The sequence below is a fragment of the Saprospiraceae bacterium genome, from assembly GCA_016716185.1.
Lineage (GTDB): Bacteria > Bacteroidota > Bacteroidia > Chitinophagales > Saprospiraceae > Vicinibacter.
This window is the reverse complement of sequence record JADJWV010000002.1, coordinates 1,075,014-1,094,548: the sequence shown is the minus strand read 5'-3', so window position 1 is coordinate 1,094,548 and position 19,535 is coordinate 1,075,014. Positions and strand designations below refer to the sequence as shown.

Sequence of the window (19,535 nt, the reverse complement as noted above, 5' to 3'; positions counted from 1 at the left end):
GGTTTGAATAAGGATTAGCTGTTCATATGAACCTACGAATTTAATACAAAAAAGGTTGCCTGGAAATGTAAAAATTAAGCTTTGTAATAAATAGCCCCTGATTTAAACCAAACACAGAAAACCCGATCCAATACTCAACACAATCAAAAAATTCTAAATGAAGCACTCCTACCTAATCATTTTTTAATCACCATTTAAATTAACATTTATGAAAAGTATTTTAAGCAGCATGGTCATTGTTGCCATGTTCCTGACTTCATGTCAGCAGGAAAGTTTATTAGATGCGTCGCTTGCATCAGACACCCAAAGTTTATTGGAAAATTCCCTGAATTCAGAAATTTCTGAAGTCTATGAAATGAACACCACCGGGGACCCCCTTGCAGAAGGCAGAAAGAAACACCGAAGAGATTCTTTATGCAAAAGGGTACCCGTTGAGGATTTGCCATTGGAGGTAAGCAATTACGTTGAAGCGACTTATCCGGGTGCAAAGCTCATTCGTGCCTGTATTGTGGGTAGTGGAAATTTCATTGTTGTGGCGAAACTCAGCGATGGCGATTTCAAACTCCTGGAATTCGGACCTGACGGTTCTTTCATCAAAGAGTTGGAACCCAGAAAAAAAGGCCCAAAAGGAAAACGCAAACACCTCATTCCGACTGATCCGACAAGCCTTCCCGGGAATTTGACCGACTATCTGGATGTCAATTATTCCGGATATGTGATCAAGCGGGCTGGAACAACAAAAAGCGGAGAATATGTCATTGCAATTGAATGGAACGGCGAAATCAAAGCATTGCTATTTGATAATCAGGGAAACTTTGTCAAGGAATTGAAATGAGATCCTGGCCAACCCTTTGAACGAAGCCCAAGGTAATTTATCGATTAATTCACAAAATCTTTTACTCAGGCTTCTTCAGATTTATCATCATGATCTATTGGAAAGGATCCCGGTTACATACCTCGATCCTTTCCCTTTTTTACCGAATTGAAAAAATAAAATTTCATTATAAAAACCATCCTGAACTTTAATTTAATTTCGCTCAAGTTAATTCAGGTAAAACGTTAATATGAGATGCCAATTGACTTAAAATTTTAATTTTGCAGATAATATTTTATAATAAAACACTATGAAACAAGCTATAAGAAGCTGGATCATCGGTATATCGGGGGTTTTAATAGTGAGCTCCTGTACAGACGAATACATCGGAATTGGAAGAGAGGTGTGTTATGAACAGGAAGTAGCACCTCTTATACTATCCAGCTGCACGAGGAGTGGCTGCCACAACAGTGCTGACCGAACCGAGGGTTATGATTTCACAACTTATGAAGGCCTGTTGACCATTGTGGAACCGGGCAATTATGCCGGAAGTAAATTGTATAAAGTCATCACCTCTGCTTTCAGTCCCATGCCTCCCGACCCATTTCCAAGGCTGGGCAAAGAAGAAATATCGACCCTTTCTTTATGGATCGAGCAGGGCGCAAGGAAGGATGTTCCGTGTAGCGATGTGACCTGTGATACAGCAGATGTAAGGTATTCAACAACGATATTTCCGATCTTAGAACTCTATTGCAATGGATGTCACGCAGGAAGTCAGCCCCAGGGAAGTGTTAATTACAACAATTATGCTGGGGTGAAAGCTACAGTAGATAATACCAGCTTATTAGGTTCCATCCGGAGAGAAAGGGGCTATGTAGCCATGCCAAAAAATGGAAACCAAATCCCAGATTGTAAAATCCGGCAGATTGAAAAATGGATATCTGAAGGCGCAAAAAATAATTGATATTTTATAAATACAGCCTATGAAAAGGCTTAAATTAAAGGTAAATATGATTTTAAGAACCGTATTTCTTACCGTTTTGTGTTTCAGTTGTATCCGTGGAAATGCACAGGATCTCCTGGATGCACTTGGCCCAGAACCCGAACAAACCACGCGGATAACAAATGCTTTCAAGTCTTCGCGGGTCATCAGTTCACACAGCATGGAAATGCTACCGGCTGGTGCGCTGGATTTTAGGATTCTCCATCGGTTTGGACGCGTAGATCAGGGTTTTGATGAATTCTGGGGACTGGACAACGCTACCATGCGAATGAGTTTTGATTATGGCATCACAAAAAATCTTACCGTTGGAATTGCCCGAAGTACTTTCAAAAAAGAGCTCGATGCTTTTATCAAATACAGAATACTCTGGCAATCTGAAGGAGCGAAAAATATTCCGGTATCAGTAGTCTGGACCTCAGGTTTAATTCGCAATGGACTCAAGAATAATGTTTTACCAGATCCGGAAATTGAAGTAACCGAGGCCAGAAGGTTGTCTTATTTTCATCAGATCATCGTTGGAAGAAAATTTAACGAGCGATTGACAGCCCAAATCAATCCCATATTGCTGCATAGCAATATAGTCGATAATATTTTGATCCCCAACAACATGTATGCACTGGGATTAGGTGCCCGTTACAAACTTAATAATCGCTTTGCCGTGGTTGTCGATTATTATTATCCATTCAATAAATTCCCACGCGATTTCAGATCACATCCATTGTCTATAGGTGTAGATATCGAAACGGGAGGTCATGTTTTTCAGTTGCATTTTTCGAATTCAACAGGAATGAATGAGCGTGCATTGCTCGCTGAAGAGAATGGAAATTTATTTTCAGGTGAAGTCCAGTTTGGATTCAATTTGTCCAGGATATTTCAAATTGTAAAAAATAAAATAGACGAAGAATAGAACCCCATTTAAAATTTTGATCATGAAAAAACTTTACAGCCTTTATTTATTTATTGCTATATTTTTCTTTTGTGTTTTTAATGCTTCCGTTCCGGAGCCATCCAATCCACCCACAGCAAATACCGGTGCACCGGGAGAAACAACCTGCCAGCAAAACAATTGTCATGGTGGGGGAAACTATACCGGGACTTCAGAATTGGTCGGACTCCCTGACACGATCATTGCCAATACAACTTACGAGGTAACGATATTGAATAAATCGGACACTGCGATCAGAACCGGATTTCAGTTGACTGCCTTAGATGATGGCCATGCCTTTGTAGGTACGCTGACTGAAATTCCCAACGAAAGGGTTAATGTTGCAAGAGATAATGTGACGAAAAGATTTTATGCAAGACAGCTGCAGGCTAAATTTTTTAACGTCAATGGAGAAGCTGCCTGGAAATTTCAATATACTGCTCCTTCATCCGTACCAAACGACAGCATTATTTTTTATTACACAGCCTTGCTTGCCAATGGTAATGGAGACAGGCTTGGAGATAATGTCCTTAAATTAAAGAAGACCTACCATTTCAGGCTGCCGGTAGCCAATGATAATTCAACAGAACTTTTGAGGGATATACAGGTGTTCAACAATGGAGCCGAAATCATCTTTCTTGGAAATCAGAATGCAATCATCCATTCCATATTTATGAACGACGTGAATGGAAAACTTATCCTACAAAAAGATCAGATTGAGAGGAATCAATTGGCAACTGGAAAATTAGCAACTGGAATTTACTTTCTGAATTTTAAGGTGGAGGACAAAAAATTCTCAAAAAAGATTTACATCAATTAACAAGACAGTTGTTTCGACACATTAAAAAATCAATAATCAAGCAAATCTTGCATTGCTTTGGAAATGGATTGAACATCCGGCAACATTTCTTTTTCAAGAATGCTGTTGAGTGGAATTGCAGGTAGATTTTTAGCTCCAATGCATTGGGGGGGTGCATCCAGAGATTCAAAACAATTCATAGAGATTCTTCCTGCGATTGTTTGTGCAAAACTGTTTTCCAGGGTTTCTTCTGTCAAAACCAACACCCGGTGGTGTTTACGGACTACATTATAAATTGCTTGTTCATCGAGTGGAACCAATGATCTCAGGTCTAAGATCTCAACCCTGTTCTTGAAATCTACTGAAGCATTCAATGCCCAATGGATGCCCATTCCATAACTAATGACGCACATCGTTGTTTTATCCGGATCGGTCTCGCAAGTTTGAACGGTCCTCGCCAATCCCAATGGCACGATGTAATCTTCTCCGGGCATGACTCCTTTAGCCATATCCGTTCCCGGTACTTTAGACCAATAGAGTCCTTTGTGTTCAAAGATGACGACGGGATTGGGGTCGTAATAAGCGGCTTTCATCAATCCTTTCAGGTCCGCACCATTGGATGGATAGGCTACTTTCACGCCTTTAATATTACAAACCACACTTTCCACACTGGATGAATGATATGGGCCCCCACTGCCATATGCGCCGATAGGTACCCTCAAAACCATGCTTACGGGCCATTTACCATTGGTTAAATAACACGAGCGGGCCACTTCCGTGAAAAGCTGATTCAAACCCGGCCATATATAATCCGCAAATTGGACTTCGACAATAGGCTTTAAGCCGGCCGCAGACATTCCTACTGTAGATCCCACAATAAATGCTTCCTGTATCGGTGTATTGAAAACCCGGTGATCTCCAAATTTCTGGGCCAGTGTCGCTGCTTCCCGAAAAACACCACCCAACCTTTTTCCAACATCCTGGCCGTACAACAGACATTCCGGATGTTTTCGCATCAATTCTTCGATGGCGAAAAGGGCGCAATCGACCATAACTTTCTCTTCGCCGTTTTCCGGATGCCTGTTTCCGGTTTCGGAATGAATGTCCGTTTCAGCAAAATCATGCAAATACAGGTCTGATGGCAGAGGATCCTGTGCGTTTTTTGCCTTTTCAAAATCAACTAACACTTGTTCGCGACATTCATTTTCCAACTCCTGAATGCGCTCATCCGTAAATCCATTCTTTTGCAAAAGCGCTTTGAACCGGGGATATGGGTCGCGTTTTTGGTGTTCTTCGAGATCCTCGCGGTACCACTCCTTGCGCACACCGCTGGTATGATGATTCAACAGTGGGACTCTTGCATGAACCAGAAATGGCTTTCGTTTTTTGCGGATCTTTGTTATGACTTTTTGAAAAATGCGATAACAGTCTGAAAAATCAGTTCCGTCAATGGAATAACTTTCTATACCGGGAAATCCTTTTATAAAATCTGTGGCATCGCCCTTTCTGATTTCGCTGGCATGCGCACTGATGTCCCATTCATTGTCCTGAACCAGATACAATATTGGAAGTTGTTTCAACGAAGCCATGTGAAACGCTTCAGCGACCTCGCCTTCTGTGATCGATGCATCGCCTAAAGAACACACCACAATCGGTGGAATTTCTTCCGGACTATTCAAGCCCGATCGTTCCCGGTATTGAATTCCCATCGCTATTCCTGTAGTGGGAATGGCTTGCATTCCGGTAGCTGATGACTGATGTGGAATTTTAGGCATATCGTCGCGCTTCAAACTCGGATGACTGTAATAAGACCTTCCTCCTGAAAATGGATCATCTCTTTTAGCCATCAACTGGAGCATAAGTTCATAGGGTTGCATGCCGATTGATAAAAGCAGGCTGTCATCCCGGTAATAGGCAGAAAGAAAATCGACCGGAAGCAATTGGAGTCCTAAGGCAATTTGCACAGCTTCGTGACCCCTGGAAGTAGCGTGAACATATTTGCTGGTGAATTTGAAGTTTTCTTCGTAAACCTCCGTCATTGATTTAGCCGTCGATAATATACGAAACGCATTTTCAAGCAGCTCTGGAGAAATTTGGTGATTTTTTTTCTTACTCATATATCCTATCCTGCAAAGGTAAATATAAGGCAAACCGAATTGTTAGTGCCCGTGTGTTTTAGAGCCATCACCCTGTTAAAAATGGAATGATTTTGACTTGAATTGATTTGCAACCACCGCATGGGCTACTTTTTGTCCATCCATGGCTGCAGATAAGATACCTCCGGCGTATCCTGCGCCCTCCCCTGCCGGATACAACCCAATGATTTGGGGATGCATCAAGGTTTCCCGGTCTCTTGGAATGGTAACCGGTGCACTCGTTCGCGATTCTGTTGCAACCAATATGGCATCTTTGTGCAAGTATTCCGGCAATCGTTTGCAAAACTGTGCCAGCCCATTTTTTAAACGGTGGTTGAGTTCTGCAGGCAAATGATGGTGTAATGCTGCCGGAAAAATTCCGGGTATGTAGGATGTTCCGGGCAATTCTTTGCTCGATTGATTTTTCAAAAAGTCCTCCAATCGCTGCGCCGGAGCACTTTGTCCTCCATCACCCAGTTCAAACATACATTTTTCAATATGGGCTTGATAAAGCATACCCTGCAAAGCGCCGAATCGCGAAAAGTCTTTGAAATCACTTGGATCCACGGTTGTAACTATTCCACTGTTGGCGAATGGGGAATCTCTTTTGGATAAAGACATGCCGTTTACGACCATTTCTCCAGGAGCTGTTGCAGCCGGGATGATCAAACCACCGGGGCACATGCAAAATGAAAAAACGCCTTTATTTTCGACCTGGCAACTCAAAGCATAACTTGCAGCGGGCAGGTAATCCGGCCTGGGCTCGGTTTTATATTGAATGGCATCGATAAGTTTCTGTGGATGTTCTATGCGAACACCTATGGCGAAGGATTTCAGTTCAATAGACAAATTTTTCTCATAAAACAGCCGGTAAATTTCTCTGGCAGAATGGCCGGTAGCAATGATGACCTGCTGTGACTCGATGGTATTTCTGTTGGTGATCAGTTTTGTAATACTACCCTGTTCGACAACGAAGTCAATCAAACAGGTATTAAAGAGAATTTCTCCACCTGATTTTTCAATGGTCATTCTGATGTTATGAACGATACCCGGAAGTTTATTGCTTCCGATATGCGGATGCACATCGATGAGGATATCGGGATCTGCACCGTGAAAAACAAGAAGGTCCAGCACTCGCCTGATGTTTCCCCGTTTGTCTGACCGCGTATAAAGTTTACCATCCGAGTAAGTTCCCGCACCACCTTCTCCATAACAGTAATTGGAGTCCGGATTGACAATGCCATCTTGTTGGATGGCACGCAAATCGCGCCGTCTTTCGCGCACGTCTTTGCCTCTTTCTAAAATAACGGGTTTGTACCCGGCAAGGATCAGTTCAAGCGCAGCAAAGTAACCACAGGGACCGGACCCAACAATATGAACAACTGGTTTATCGCCAACGTATTTAAAATCAAATTCGGTAGCTTCAACTGTATTAACACCTATCGGGTTTACTTCTGCACGCAATACATAAAAAATGGTTTTAGACCTCGCATCGATATTTCGCCGAATGATCCGAAACGAAAACGGAAGGCCCTTTTTAATTTTTAATGCTTGTGAAATTGCCTGCCGGTGGGCCTCTTGGTTATCAATCTCTGCAGCCGGAATTCTATAGTCTGCAATTTGCATATCTAATTCAGCGCCTGTCTGATTTTTAGAAGCTTTTCCAGAAGGGCTTCCAGATATTCCATTTTCAGCATATTGGCACCGTCAGATTTGGCAACGGCAGGATTGGGATGAGTTTCAATAAACAATCCGTCTGCGCCAACAGCAACCGCTGCTTTAGCTATCGTTTCGATCAGTTGAGGCTTTCCACCGGTAACCCCTGATGTTTGATTGGGTTGTTGCAGAGAATGGGTACAATCCATAATGACCGGAACTTCAAAAGCCCTCATGGCCGGGATTCCTCTATAATCAACGATGAGATCCTGATACCCGAAGGTCGTTCCCCGGTCGGTAAGCCATACTTTTGAATTGCCGCTTTGTCTGATTTTATCTACTGCAAATTGCATTCCTTCCGGACTCATAAACTGACCTTTCTTCACATTCACAGTTTTGCCAGTCGCCGCGGCTGCTTGTAACAATGAGGTTTGCCGGCACAGGAAAGCAGGAATTTGCAGTACATCTGTATATTGGGCAGCGACCCCGGCTTCATCTTCAGTGTGTATATCTGTCGTTACCGGAATATTCAATGAAGATCCGATCCTGTGTAAAATCTCCATCCCCAGCCGGTCGCCTATCCCGGTAAACGAATCAATTTTTGATCGATTTGCTTTCCTGTAAGATGCTTTGAAAATATAGGGAATTTGTAAACGGTCGCATATTTCCTTGACATGTCCTGCAATATCCTGACATAGTTGTTCGGATTCAACCACACAGGGCCCAGCGATTAAAAAAAAATGAGGATGATTGCGATCCTGTATTTGTTTAAGGATGTTTTCTTTCATGTTTACATTTTTAAGACCCAGGCATCGGGATTAAAATGTTGTTTTAGCTCTGATAATACCTGCTTCAGGTCTTTTTCCATGCAATCGAATTTCACTCCGACCCTGTTGTATTTACCGTATTGACCTCTGTAGACTATCAGATTTTGCTGCCCGATCTTTTGGGCTAAACGATTTGCATAATTTATATTGACAAAAGATCCAACGATAATGATGCATTCTTTATTGAGAACAATCTGGCTAAGAGAATCCACGACCGCCGGAGTGATTACCGCTTCCTGAGAATCTTTGTCGATAACCACCAGGGAAGAAATTGAATCGACAGGCGTACTGTCGGTTTCGATGGCCTGGATAGATTGCAATAATGCACTGTCTTCGGAGGTCAGGATCATGGAAGAATCCGGAGCAATTGGATCGGTTGAAGTTTTGTTCGGTTTTTTATCGGGCCAAAACAACAGCACCAGGAAAATAATCCACAATATTCCGAGAATAATGAATAAAGGATGAATTCCCCTTTTCTTTTTCTGTTCGTAAGGGATGGGAGTTTTTATTGGCAGTTGTTCAGCCTGGATGGTTTTTTGAACCGCCTGTACCGGAAGTGGAACTGCCCCGTAAAATTCTTTGTGGATATTGAATTCCGTCTGATTAAAAACCAAAGTATTCGAATTCATTTCCAGGGTTCCAAAAGGAATGAAATCAAAATGACCGGAAGATTCAAGTTGAGCAAGGGCGGCTTTGCTTAATGCGTTTAATTGCCCGGAAAGTTCTGCTTTTGCGTACCCAAAATCTGATGAGAGGCTTTCCAGCATTTCCTCCGGATCTGTATCTTCATGAGGTTCTATCCCAATTTTCAGACATCCGGGATAGATCAGGCCTTCCAGATGGTTGACGTGAGCCGTTTCAGTCCGGGACCTAAAACATCCTACTCCGGGTATCTTAAACCACCGATACCGGTTCAAATGCCACCATAGCAGGTATAATATATTCGCCCGTTTTGTCAATTTGTTTACTGTCTGCGAGCATCAAAAATAATCAAAGAAGTTTCATTGCTGCATGACGAATATCCAACAGATATAACTGCCTCAGCAACAGTATTGAGTTGGGTTATTCCTGTTCCTTTTTCTTTCTTTTGATTTTAAACAGGTCGATGATTTCCTTTTCCGTCAGGAATTCAAATTCTACAAATTGTGAACTGACGTGCTTTTTGATTTCCTGATATTCTTTACTTCGCTTGTCTTTGTAAAAAGCCAGTAATTTTTTCACGTAGTCCATACAATAGCCTTTGGTTTCCTGATCAAAAGCGCTATTCCCAAAGACATTCATGTAATTGTAAAACGTCCTGAGCAAATCAAAAAAGTGAGGGTATTCCGCTTCGGTAAGATGCGTAATGACGTTTGAAAACAGCTGAAGGAAAGCCAGCCTCAGGCATTCGTTGTTGATAGACATGCCTTCGTATTGGCTGTAAAAGGCGTTGACCACATCCAGCGTGTCTTCGTGAACGAAGCCTTTATCGTGAATGGCGATCAACAGGTTATAGAACCTTACCAGATCATCGCCTTCATTCCTGTTTAATAAATTGAAAAATTTGCGATCGACTTGAGGACCAAACAGAACGCCTCCGCGATATGCGTTTTTCAGGTATTTAAAATACAAGGTATTGAATTGTGGATTTTCGTAACGGCATGCGTTTAATGCATTGGCGAGGTGCTGCGTTTCATTGGGATTCAATTCAATAAAATTAGCAATGATCGCTATCAGGTCAATGAATTCGGGCTCTTTATAAAAAGTCTTTTGCGAGATCAGCTTGTGAATTTCTTCAATATAGCTGTCGTGGCTGGATTTGAATTCAATTCTGCTTTGCAAAAAATGTTTGAGGGCCTCAGATTCCAGGTGAAGTTCGCTGATGGTTTCCGGAAATTCGGCATACAGAAAGTTGTAATGCAAAAACTGCTTTTTGTAACGGATAAGAAGATTTTTACGCTCTTCCGTATCCCGGAACCGGTCGTGGATCATCGACTGAAAATAAGCTTTGACCTTTTTATTTTCGACCTGATCAACCAGGTTGGCAATCCAGATATCGCTGCTCAATGCAAAACCCAGTTGCACAGTCTGACCTATGCGCTGACGAATGACATCAAAGTTGGTAGAATTGGCAATTGCCAGGAGGAACTGTTTGAATGTTTCCTGCGGACGAATGTATTTGAATTGTTCATTGATCTCGCCCCGAAGTACACAGTACCCAAGTATTCTGGGTTGGAAAAGGCCCTCAAAAAATGGATTGAGGAGGACTTTTTCAAGCTCGGGGAGTTGAAGCGGATGGTTTTCAGCCACTTCCTGATAAATTTCTGCGACCATGGGTTCATAAACATCCTGCAGACTTTTATACAATTCTACAGTCTCTTCCTCGAGATATGCCGCAAGTTCGTCTGATCCTTGAATCAATTCGGCAACGGCCTGTAAACGTTCTTTGTAATCCTGAAGTAGCGCTTGCATACGTATATTTTTTGTTTACTAAGAATGAGAAAACCTGAATAGAATTACATCCTATCCAGGTTCTTGATATTTCTTAAACTAATCTATTTATAAAATTATATTAAAATAATTTTATAAAATTCAAAACTAAAAACTAATATTCGGTTATCGGGCAGAATTTTATTCCTCTTCTGTTGCAGCCGGAGCAGGTGCTGCAGCTTTAGCTTCACCACTTACTTTTTTATGGAAATCTGCCATTTCTTGTTTTCTGGCTTCAACTTTTTGGGCAATGTTTCCTTCTTTTGCCTGTACCCATTCATTGTATTTGAGATCGGCCTGCTCCTGGGTTAAAACTCCTTTGGAAACCCCTCTTTGAAGGTGTTTGCGGTGGAGTACACCCTTATAACGAAGTATGGCATTCACCGTATCTGTGGGTTGTGCCCCTTTCATCAACCAATCGAAAGCCTTATCGCGATCGATTTCAACCGTTGCCGGTTTGGTAATCGGATTGTAAATTCCCAATTTTTCAATAAATTTTCCGTCTCTGGGAGATCTTGCGTCAGCGATGACGATGTGGTAAAAGGGAGCTTTTTTACGTCCCTTGCGTTGTAACCTGATTTTAACGGCCATTTGTTCTTAAATTTAAAATGTTTAGACCTCTATCGACTTACTCTGTAAACAGACTGTGCCGACATTAAGGGCCGCAAAGTTAAGGGTTTTTAGGAATATCGGATAGAATCCATTCAAAAATTATATAAACTAAAATTTAACGAGCTTCAATTTAAAACTAATCGTCTGATACTGAACATTATATTTCAACCTTTCATTTACCATCGAGCCCTCTTAACAGGCTTTTAGCGACCCTTAAAAGTTCAGGACATGAATCAATATTCATTGACTAAAAGTTAAGAGTCAAAATATTCAACTTCTCCAAGCCTACATCCCTCCAAACCTACTAGCCTACTAGCCTCAAAACCTAAAAGCCTACATCCCTCCAAGCCTACTAGCCTAATTTTAAAAATCCACCCTAAACCTCAAATTCAACCGCTGGCTGCTCAGATAATTCGGGATTGCAAACTGGTAGTTATATAAGGTCCGTATCCAACTGATGGAGGCTTCGTTTTTGACCTTGAGCAAATTAAAAACCTCCGCACTGATCCAGGCCTGGCGACAAAATCTAAAAATTGAGTTGGGTTTATTGCCGCTTTTATTTCTGTCCCACAACTGCATGGAAAATCCAATATCGACCCGGTGGTAAGCTTTCAGGCTTTGTTCGTTTCTGTAAACAGTATTGCTGCCTTTAAGGCCGTATGGCAGTCCACTGGCCAGGTTAATCTGAATGTGCATTTTAAAATTTTCATTCTGCGGGAGATAATCCTGAAAGAATATACTCAAGGCCATAAACTGATCGGTTGGCCGGGGTACATCGTCAATGTCTTTACCTTCTGGACTTTCAAGGCTGTGTTGCTTGTGTTGTATGCCTAACAGTCGTTCACGTGTGCGAAGAAAAGATAAATTGACCCAGGATTCTGCTCCCGGTACAAACTCTCCATGGATCCGGTTATCCCAACCTATGGCATAAGCTTCGGCATCATTGTTTCCCGAATATCGGATTCGCACATTTTCCAGGTCATAAGACACCACATCCCATAGATCCTTGTAGTAGATTTCACTAATCCATTTAAATCTCGACGGACTCAATTTTCGCATCCAGAACTCTCTTTGCATCCCAATTACATAATGGGCCGATTTTTGCGCTTTAAGATCTGTATTCAGGCTCCCGTCCGGACTTCTCATTTCCCTGTAAAAAGGGGCCTGGTGGTAGAGCCCGGTTGAAATCCAGATATGGGTATTGCTTTTACTGAGATGGGGTATCCATTCCAGTTTTAATCTGGGGTTAAATATTCTTTCCTTGTTTAAAGCCGAATGATGAAAGCGAAGCCCTGCATTTATTTTCAACAAATTTCCGGAATTCATTTTCCATTTCATTTCATCCTGCAGCCATATCGCAATCTTATCATTGTAAAAATCGTGTGAGGACTTGTACACATTGAAGACCTGTAGTCCGGAATCCGACAAAGGCAAAGAATATCCAGCACTATCGAGCCGTTCCCACTCGTTTATGCGATCATCGAGATGCTCTCGGCGGTACCATACACCCCACTGTACAAACTGACCGAACGGATCATTTTCAGAATCCAGATCGGCAGCACCCCTCCATTCGTAATGCTGGACCAGGCTATTCAGCCTGTTTCGTGTATATACATGTTGCGTTCCTGTTCCCCATAATTTTACTTCCTTTCCTTCCTCATCTGTATTGCCTGCTTCCACTTCAACCAGCCTGTAATAACCCAAAATATCGAAGCGTTCGACTTCATGTCCATAATAAAGTGCTGCGCTCCACTTCATAAAATAGGGCACTTTAGATTGGTCAGAAATAAAATTCAGACTAAGTCCGGTCATGTTTTGTTCGAAATAGTCGTCTTCAGATCCTTCAAAAACTGTATTTAAATTGAGGATTTGAAAAAAACTTCCCTTGGCCACGGTTGACGATTCTGGCAATAATTTGAAATGACTGCGATTGACATTGCCAATCCAGGAAAGTTTCCATTGCCTGTTGATATCGTATTGTAAAAATGATTGAAAATCAAAAAAATCAGGTGTGTATTCTCCTTTTACATCGAGACTGCTGAGAATGTAACGCGTTGTTTTATACCTGGCGCCTATCAGATAGCTCAATTTTCTGCTAGAAGATTTTAGGCGCAAGCCATCTGAAGTTCCTTCGAGATGAAAACTCATCCCCAGCAAACTGGCAGTTACACTTCCTTTTAAAGTGTCTGGATTTTTGTATCGGATATCCAAAACCGAAGACAGTTTGTCGCCGAATTTGGCTTCGAATCCACCGGAATGGAATTTTAAATCTTTGATCAGATCCGGATTTGGAAAAGACAATCCTTCTTGTTGTCCGTTGCGAATGAGTTGTGGCCTGAATATTTCAAAATCATTCATAAACACCAGATTCTCATCGTAACTTCCCCCTCTGACACTGTACTGTGAAGAGAGTTCACCTCCCGCACTGCTGCGCAGTCCGAGTGCTATAGACGGTAAAACGCTTTCCAGATTTCCACTCACAGAAGGAAGCATTGAAAATGATTCAACCTTTTCGCGCACACCGCTTTCCCGATCTTCCTTCGAAGAAATAATTTCGACCTCTCTGCTGATTTTTCGTTTTAGATCAATTACTAAAACTTTACAAGAAACGATTTCTTTCCAGCTTAGTTTGACTTCTAATGGCTGGTAACCCAATCGGTTAATTTTAAGCAAATATTTATCCTTTTTTGGCAATGCCAATTGAAAAAAACCATTGGTATCTGATTCCGTAAACAAGGCTGTTTCGGGAATATACACACTTGCGAATTCAACTGGAATGCCATTTTGAGCATCTTTGATTTTTCCTGAAATGGTAAACGTCACTATTTGAGCGTGCAGCATCGCTGCCTGGTAAAAACAAAAAAATAAAATGCACCCAAATTGTATTATCGATGTGCTTTTATTGAAATGAAAGAATTTGAGCAACTTGTTCAAAATTCAAAGGTCTCGACTGAAATGGATTTTAATTTCCGGATCACATTTTTGGGATGATCATCAGCGAAAACAGCATTGCCCGCTACCAAAACATCTGCTCCGGCGCGCAGGATGCTTTCTGCATTTTGCAACCCAACGCCTCCATCAACTTCAATCAGAACATCCAGATTTCTCTCAACGATGGCGATTTTCAGCGTTCTGATTTTCTCAAGACATCGATATATGAATTTTTGTCCGCCGAATCCCGGATTCACCGACATCATACAAACGATATCGATATCTTCCAAAATATCATAAAGCAGATGAACGGGGGTATGAGGATTCAGCGCAACACCGGCTTTTGCTCCGGTTTCTTTGATTTGTTGAACCACTCTGTGCAAATGGGTACATGCTTCCAAATGCACGGTAATGTGATCCGCACCTGCTTTGCGAAAATCAAGGATGTATTTTTCCGGTTCAACGATCATGAGATGCACGTCGAGAGGTTTTTTAGCAATCCTGTGCATTGCAGCAAGTACAGGCAGTCCAAAAGAAATATTGGGCACAAATCGGCCATCCATCACGTCGATATGATGCCAATCAGATTCCGAAGATTCCAGCCATTGAATTTCTTCTCCGATTTTTAAAAAATCACAACTGAGTAGTGAAGGAGCAATCAGGGCCATGTGGTGAATGTTTTCATTGCAAATATAAGGTGGATGGAGCTTAGATTATAGAGTAATGATCAAAGAGTATGGATGATGGAGTCCCGACATGGTATTACTGAAATAAAAAATACATCCACTTAATATGGAGAAGAGTATGGAGTATGTTGGATGTAGAGTAAAGATTGGCGGCCTGAGTCTTTAAAATATTATTGTTGTTTCCATCAATAAAGAATTCATTTTAATAGGTATTTTACTTTTCTCAATAATTTGAGCAAATCCTGAAATGGTTTTCAATAAGATTTGCATGAATAATTTACAAAAAATGCCACCAGATAAATCCATTTTAGCTGACAGAACTTTCGAATTCGCAATTAACATTATTAAAATATACAAGCACTTAGCAAGAATTGAAAAAGAGTATGTTATGAGCAATCAACTGTTGCGTTCCGGAACGGCGATAGGAGCCATGGTTCGAGAAGCCCGAAATGGGGAAAGCAAGCTTGATTTTATTCACAAATTATCCATTGCATTTAAAGAATGTAATGAATCAATTTACTGACTCGAATTACTTAAAGCAACCCATTACTTGCCTGAAAATGAATTTAGCGCAATTCATTCAAATGCCAGCATCATTGCAAAAATGTTGGCAAAATCTATTTTAAGCTGCAAAGCCAATCAAGCACATACAGGTAATCTAAAAAAGACAAATGACAATTAGATGAGATTTTCCGTTTTTGACCTTTCGAGGTTTCGAAGAATCGACCTTTCGTCCCGATAAAAGAAAGCTAACTATTTCATTTCTTGTGAATCATGCCATTTTATCGGGATTTCGGCTTTTCGGCATGGAGGCATTTAGGCGTGGTAAGGTTTTATACAATCCTTATTCCCTTTTTCCCTTCTTCCCTTTTTCCTTCCTCTTTGCTCCTTACTCTATAATCCATCATCTAAAACTAACCTGCTTCCGAAATCACTACCTGCTCAAACGGAATCGGCGCCTGTTGATGATAGCGGAGATAAACATTTGCAGTTACCCAAATGTCCTGTGCGCAGTAACGGGCGATCCGCTCGATGTCTTCATCTTCGTAGAAAACGCGTCCCACCTGGCTGCCATCGATGTCGGACTTTGGACTTTCCAATCCAAGGCAGGCAGCAAGGAGTTCAAGCGAAATAAAATGCTTGATATCACCGAATTTCCACATTTCCATGGTATCGAGAAGATGTTTCAGTTCCCAGGGTTTGCGCCCGCCTATTTGCAAAGGAGCCGGAAGTTGCAATCCGTTGATCAGTGCCCGTCTGCACAAATAGGGCACATCAAATTCCCGGATGTTATGCCCGCAGATTCCATGACGGTCGGGATTACCAAAGTGTGAAGTCAGAAGCGTGAAAAAATCAGTCAATAGCAATTCTTCATCGGGACCCGCAAATGTTTTGATCCGCAGTTGGTTATTCCGGAACAATCCGACCCCGATGCAAACGATTTTCCCGAATTCTGCATAAATCGCGGCTTTCTCCAGATATAATTCCTCAAGAGTCTTGTCAGGCTCACGCTCCCGGTAATAGCGCATCTTGTGATCAAACAACTTTTGCCACCTTTCATCGAGATTATTTAAGGTAGATTCACAACTAACCGTTTCTAAATCAACAAATAAAATATTATGAAGTTCCATAATGTTAAAGACTCAGGGTAAACCCTGATTTTTTAAATGAACATACTAAATTAAGCCAATTGCCTGTTATTTCACTAACTTTACGAGATCAAATAAATATTTATATGTCAACTTCAAATCAAAACGTAAAAGCTTTAGTTATCATCGCTATACTGGGTTTGTTCGGACTCAATGTCTATCAGTTTGTAAACAATTCAAATCTGCAAAAAGACAATTTGGCAAAAGAGAATGAGTTGGTTCAATTGGAAGATGCCAAAGCTAAATTGGATAAAGATTACCAACAGGCTGTTTCGGATCTCAACGACATGAAAACCAATAACGAAGAACTTAACCGGGTCATCGACACGCAAAAGGAAGAACTAAGGATCCAAAAAGACAAGATATCCGGCCTCCTCCGCGATAGTAAAAATCTTTCTATCGCCAGAAAAGAGATCGAAGCTATGAAATCCAAAACCAAGGAATACATTGCTGAAATTACAAAACTTAAATCTGAAAATGAGCAGCTCAACATCGAAAATACAGGTCTGCAAAAAGATAAAGAGAGCCTGAGTCAGGAGGTCCAGTCAAAGCAGGTTGAAAATCAAAAACTGAGCGAAGCCAAAGCAAACATAACTGCAGAAAAGGAAAATATTTCCAAAGAAAAAGACCAACTGAGCAGACGCTACAACAGGGCCACAGCAATTCCCGTGACAAAAATAGACGCTGAAGCATATCAGGAAAGAGAAGGCAAGAAGCCAAAAGGAGTTTCTAAAGCCGGTGAAACTGATTTTATTGAAGTTTGTTTTAAAACTACAGTCAACAAAAATACGGAATCCGGAAATGAAAAATTTTACATCCGTATCATTTCACCTACCGGCGAAACACAATCCATTGAATCCGAAGGCTCAGGGGTGATCAGAAATGACCTTAACGGCGAGATGATCAAATATTCAAAAATGATCAATGCAGCCTACGCGAATGATGAAAAAAAGATCTGCGGACAATTTAAAAATCCAGGAGGCTTTTCTGCAGGAGTATATCAAATCGAAGTATTTAATAAGGGCTATCTGGTCGGCACCGGTACAAAGAAACTTAAATAATATACCGAAACATTTCCATTTCCTGTTTTGATTCTGTCCGCCATTCCCTGGTTTGATACTGCATTTCGCTTATTCCAATATTCCGTAAGTTATATTGAGCTGATCTCGGTCGTTGCAGGGATTGCAGCAGTTTATCTTGCTGCCAGAGAAAAAATATGGACCTGGCCCGTCGGACTCATCAATATTTGTACTGCATTTTTTATTTATTACCATGTCAGTTTGTATTCCGACATGTTTCTCCAAATTTATTTTTTTGGCATCAGTTTGTATGGATGGATCGTATGGCGAAAGGAACAAAAAAGTGATGTCCCATTAAAGTGGCTTCCTAACGGAACGCGTATAATGATCGGTCTCTCCATAATTTTCTCTACCATGGTTTTGGGAAACTACATGACCCAAATTCACATGGTGCTTCCGGAAATTTTCACCGAAAAGGCTGCGTATCCTTATGCAGATACCTGGGTAGCGACAACAAGCATTGTGGCCAATACCCTGATGGCGAAACGATTTATAGAAAGCTGGATACTTTGGATCGCTATTGACGTGTTGTGCGTTTATCTTTATTACCAAAAAGACATCCATTTTATTGCCCTGGAATTCCTCTTCTTCCTGGGTTTGGCAACTTATGGACTATACAGCTGGATGCATTTAAAAAAACAGCAGGATCAGTCTTTATAAATGCTGCATGGCTTGTGCGAGATCCCCGATCAGGTAATCAGTACTCTCCAGACCAACATACATGCGGATCATGCGGTGCGCCTCATTCTGTTTATCAAACTGATTTTTTTCAATTCCCGCAAGCCTGGGAATAATTAAACTCTCATACCCACCCCAGCTCACTGCTTTGAGGATGTGCTTCAGTTGATTGCAAAACTTTTCAATGCGATCAGGATCATCGGATTTTACGACAAATGAAAACAAACCACATGCCCCGTTCATTTGCATTCTTGCCAAATCGTATTGAGGGAAATCAGGATCCAAGGGAAACAAAACGCGTTCGACTTTTGGATGATTTTTCATGAAATCCACAAGCACCCGGGTTGATTTCGAAAGATGTTCCAATCTCATGGGCAATGTCCGGAGTCCCCGCAGCAGCAACCATGCATTGAATGGCTGGATTCCATTTCCTGCAGTGAGATACTCCAGATTAAATAATTTTTCCAAATGCGCTTTTTTTCCACACAGAACACCGGCAACCGTATCGCTGTGTCCGGAAATATATTTTGTTGCCGAATGTAAAATCAGATCGATGCCAAATTTTGAAGGTTGCTGATATACAGGGCTGCAATAACTGTTGTCGATTACTGTAAGCATTCCATGCGTCTTCGCCCAGGAAGAAACTGCATTCAAATCCTGGATCGCAAAATCCCAACTGTTTGGGGACTCGAGATAGATCAATTTGGTTTGACTGCGATAAGCATTTTTAAAATGATCGATATTGCGACCATCGACATAGGTGGTTTCCACTCCAAATCTGGGAAGCAATTCATTAAATAACTTTTGTGCCCAGGTATAAGGCTGAGCAACTGATATAATATGATCCCCCGATTTTACAAATGGCACGACTGCTGAAAAAATAGCAGAGGCTCCGCTGTTTAAAATAAGTGCGTCTTCTGTTTCCTCCAATGCTGCCATTTTTTTTCGCAGGATGTCGACTGTTGGATTCAGACCTCTGGAATAGAGATAACCTCCATATTCGTCTTTAAATCTGTTGCGCATCTCTTCAACGGTTTCAAATGCAAAATTTGAAGTTTGTACAATTGGTGGCGCAACGGCATTAAAATAAGATTCGCGATTCTCCGCAAATTCGTTGATGATGTAGGACAGGCGTTCAGGATCCATAAGCAAACTCAAATTTATAAATGATTTTATTTTTTATCCTTTTTCAATGATCTATACTTAATTTCTCAAGTTCATACTTTTAAGCAGATGTTTAGCTATGTGCTTCACAACGAACGGACTTCAACG

General features: G+C 41.3%; 16 protein-coding genes and 1 pseudogene. 7 read left to right on the top strand and 10 right to left on the bottom strand.

From position 1 onward, the window contains the following. The first annotated feature begins 208 nt into the window (after positions 1–208). The 4 genes from IPM34_06000 to IPM34_05985 all read left to right on the top strand — a co-directional run bounded on the left by IPM34_06000 (position 209) and on the right by IPM34_05985 (position 3,562). Complete coding sequence (locus tag IPM34_06000) at positions 209–835, top strand: hypothetical protein (protein MBK8955093.1); 627 nt, start codon at positions 209–211, stop codon at positions 833–835. Between the two features lie 289 nt (positions 836–1,124). Continuing rightward, positions 1,125–1,778 (top strand): hypothetical protein, encoded by a 654-nt coding sequence (locus IPM34_05995; protein MBK8955092.1) that lies wholly within the window; start codon positions 1,125–1,127, stop codon positions 1,776–1,778. Between the two features lie 46 nt (positions 1,779–1,824). Then, positions 1,825–2,724, top strand: a complete 900-nt coding sequence (locus IPM34_05990) for a hypothetical protein (GenBank protein ID MBK8955091.1) — start codon at positions 1,825–1,827, stop codon at positions 2,722–2,724. 22 nt (positions 2,725–2,746) lie between these two features. Further along, positions 2,747–3,562 (top strand): T9SS type A sorting domain-containing protein, encoded by an 816-nt coding sequence (locus tag IPM34_05985; protein MBK8955090.1) that lies wholly within the window; start codon positions 2,747–2,749, stop codon positions 3,560–3,562. Positions 3,563–3,591: 29 nt separating this feature from the next. Here IPM34_05985 and IPM34_05980 read toward each other — a convergent pair whose 3' ends face one another. The 8 genes from IPM34_05980 to IPM34_05945 form a co-directional block, all read right to left on the bottom strand. Next, positions 3,592–5,658, bottom strand: coding sequence for a tungsten formylmethanofuran dehydrogenase (locus tag IPM34_05980; protein MBK8955089.1), 2,067 nt, complete (start codon positions 5,656–5,658; stop codon positions 3,592–3,594). Positions 5,659–5,733: 75 nt separating this feature from the next. Further along, positions 5,734–7,302 (bottom strand): FAD-binding protein, encoded by a 1,569-nt coding sequence (locus IPM34_05975; GenBank protein MBK8955088.1) that lies wholly within the window; start codon positions 7,300–7,302, stop codon positions 5,734–5,736. Positions 7,303–7,304: 2 nt separating this feature from the next. Next, on the bottom strand, positions 7,305–8,120 hold the full coding sequence (gene kdsA / locus IPM34_05970; protein ID MBK8955087.1) for a 3-deoxy-8-phosphooctulonate synthase: 816 nt from the start codon (positions 8,118–8,120) through the stop codon (positions 7,305–7,307). 2 nt (positions 8,121–8,122) lie between these two features. Next, positions 8,123–9,076, bottom strand: coding sequence for a hypothetical protein (locus IPM34_05965; GenBank protein ID MBK8955086.1), 954 nt, complete (start codon positions 9,074–9,076; stop codon positions 8,123–8,125). A gap of 145 nt (positions 9,077–9,221) precedes the next feature. Then, positions 9,222–10,610 (bottom strand): hypothetical protein, encoded by a 1,389-nt coding sequence (locus IPM34_05960; GenBank protein ID MBK8955085.1) that lies wholly within the window; start codon positions 10,608–10,610, stop codon positions 9,222–9,224. A gap of 159 nt (positions 10,611–10,769) precedes the next feature. Next, the gene (gene rpsP / locus IPM34_05955) at positions 10,770–11,219 is read right to left on the bottom strand and encodes a 30S ribosomal protein S16 (protein MBK8955084.1); all 450 of its coding nucleotides are present in this window, start codon (positions 11,217–11,219) and stop codon (positions 10,770–10,772) included. Positions 11,220–11,603: 384 nt separating this feature from the next. Beyond that, positions 11,604–14,081 carry a TonB-dependent receptor gene (locus IPM34_05950; protein MBK8955083.1) on the bottom strand — a complete coding sequence of 826 codons (2,478 nt, stop codon included), beginning with the start codon at positions 14,079–14,081 and terminating at the stop codon, positions 11,604–11,606. 89 nt (positions 14,082–14,170) lie between these two features. Further along, complete coding sequence (locus tag IPM34_05945; protein MBK8955082.1) at positions 14,171–14,839, bottom strand: ribulose-phosphate 3-epimerase; 669 nt, start codon at positions 14,837–14,839, stop codon at positions 14,171–14,173. A gap of 304 nt (positions 14,840–15,143) precedes the next feature. Here IPM34_05945 and IPM34_05940 point away from each other — a divergent pair. After that, positions 15,144–15,539: pseudogene (locus IPM34_05940) on the top strand (four helix bundle protein). A gap of 232 nt (positions 15,540–15,771) precedes the next feature. Here IPM34_05940 and IPM34_05935 read toward each other — a convergent pair. Next, the gene (locus tag IPM34_05935) at positions 15,772–16,488 is read right to left on the bottom strand and encodes a ribonuclease H-like domain-containing protein (protein MBK8955081.1); all 717 of its coding nucleotides are present in this window, start codon (positions 16,486–16,488) and stop codon (positions 15,772–15,774) included. Positions 16,489–16,592: 104 nt separating this feature from the next. Between IPM34_05935 and IPM34_05930 the strand changes: the two genes are divergently transcribed. Both IPM34_05930 and IPM34_05925 read left to right on the top strand, forming a co-directional pair. Next, positions 16,593–17,567, top strand: a complete 975-nt coding sequence (locus tag IPM34_05930) for a hypothetical protein (protein ID MBK8955080.1) — start codon at positions 16,593–16,595, stop codon at positions 17,565–17,567. A gap of 27 nt (positions 17,568–17,594) precedes the next feature. Then, on the top strand, positions 17,595–18,245 hold the full coding sequence (locus tag IPM34_05925) for a nicotinamide mononucleotide transporter (protein ID MBK8955079.1): 651 nt from the start codon (positions 17,595–17,597) through the stop codon (positions 18,243–18,245). Here IPM34_05925 and IPM34_05920 read toward each other — a convergent pair. After that, a complete protein-coding gene (locus IPM34_05920) occupies positions 18,240–19,409 on the bottom strand; it encodes an aminotransferase class I/II-fold pyridoxal phosphate-dependent enzyme (protein ID MBK8955078.1) in 1,170 nt (389 codons plus the stop codon). The two genes, IPM34_05925 and IPM34_05920, sit on opposite strands and share 6 nt — an antisense overlap. Positions 19,410–19,535 lie beyond the last annotated feature (126 nt).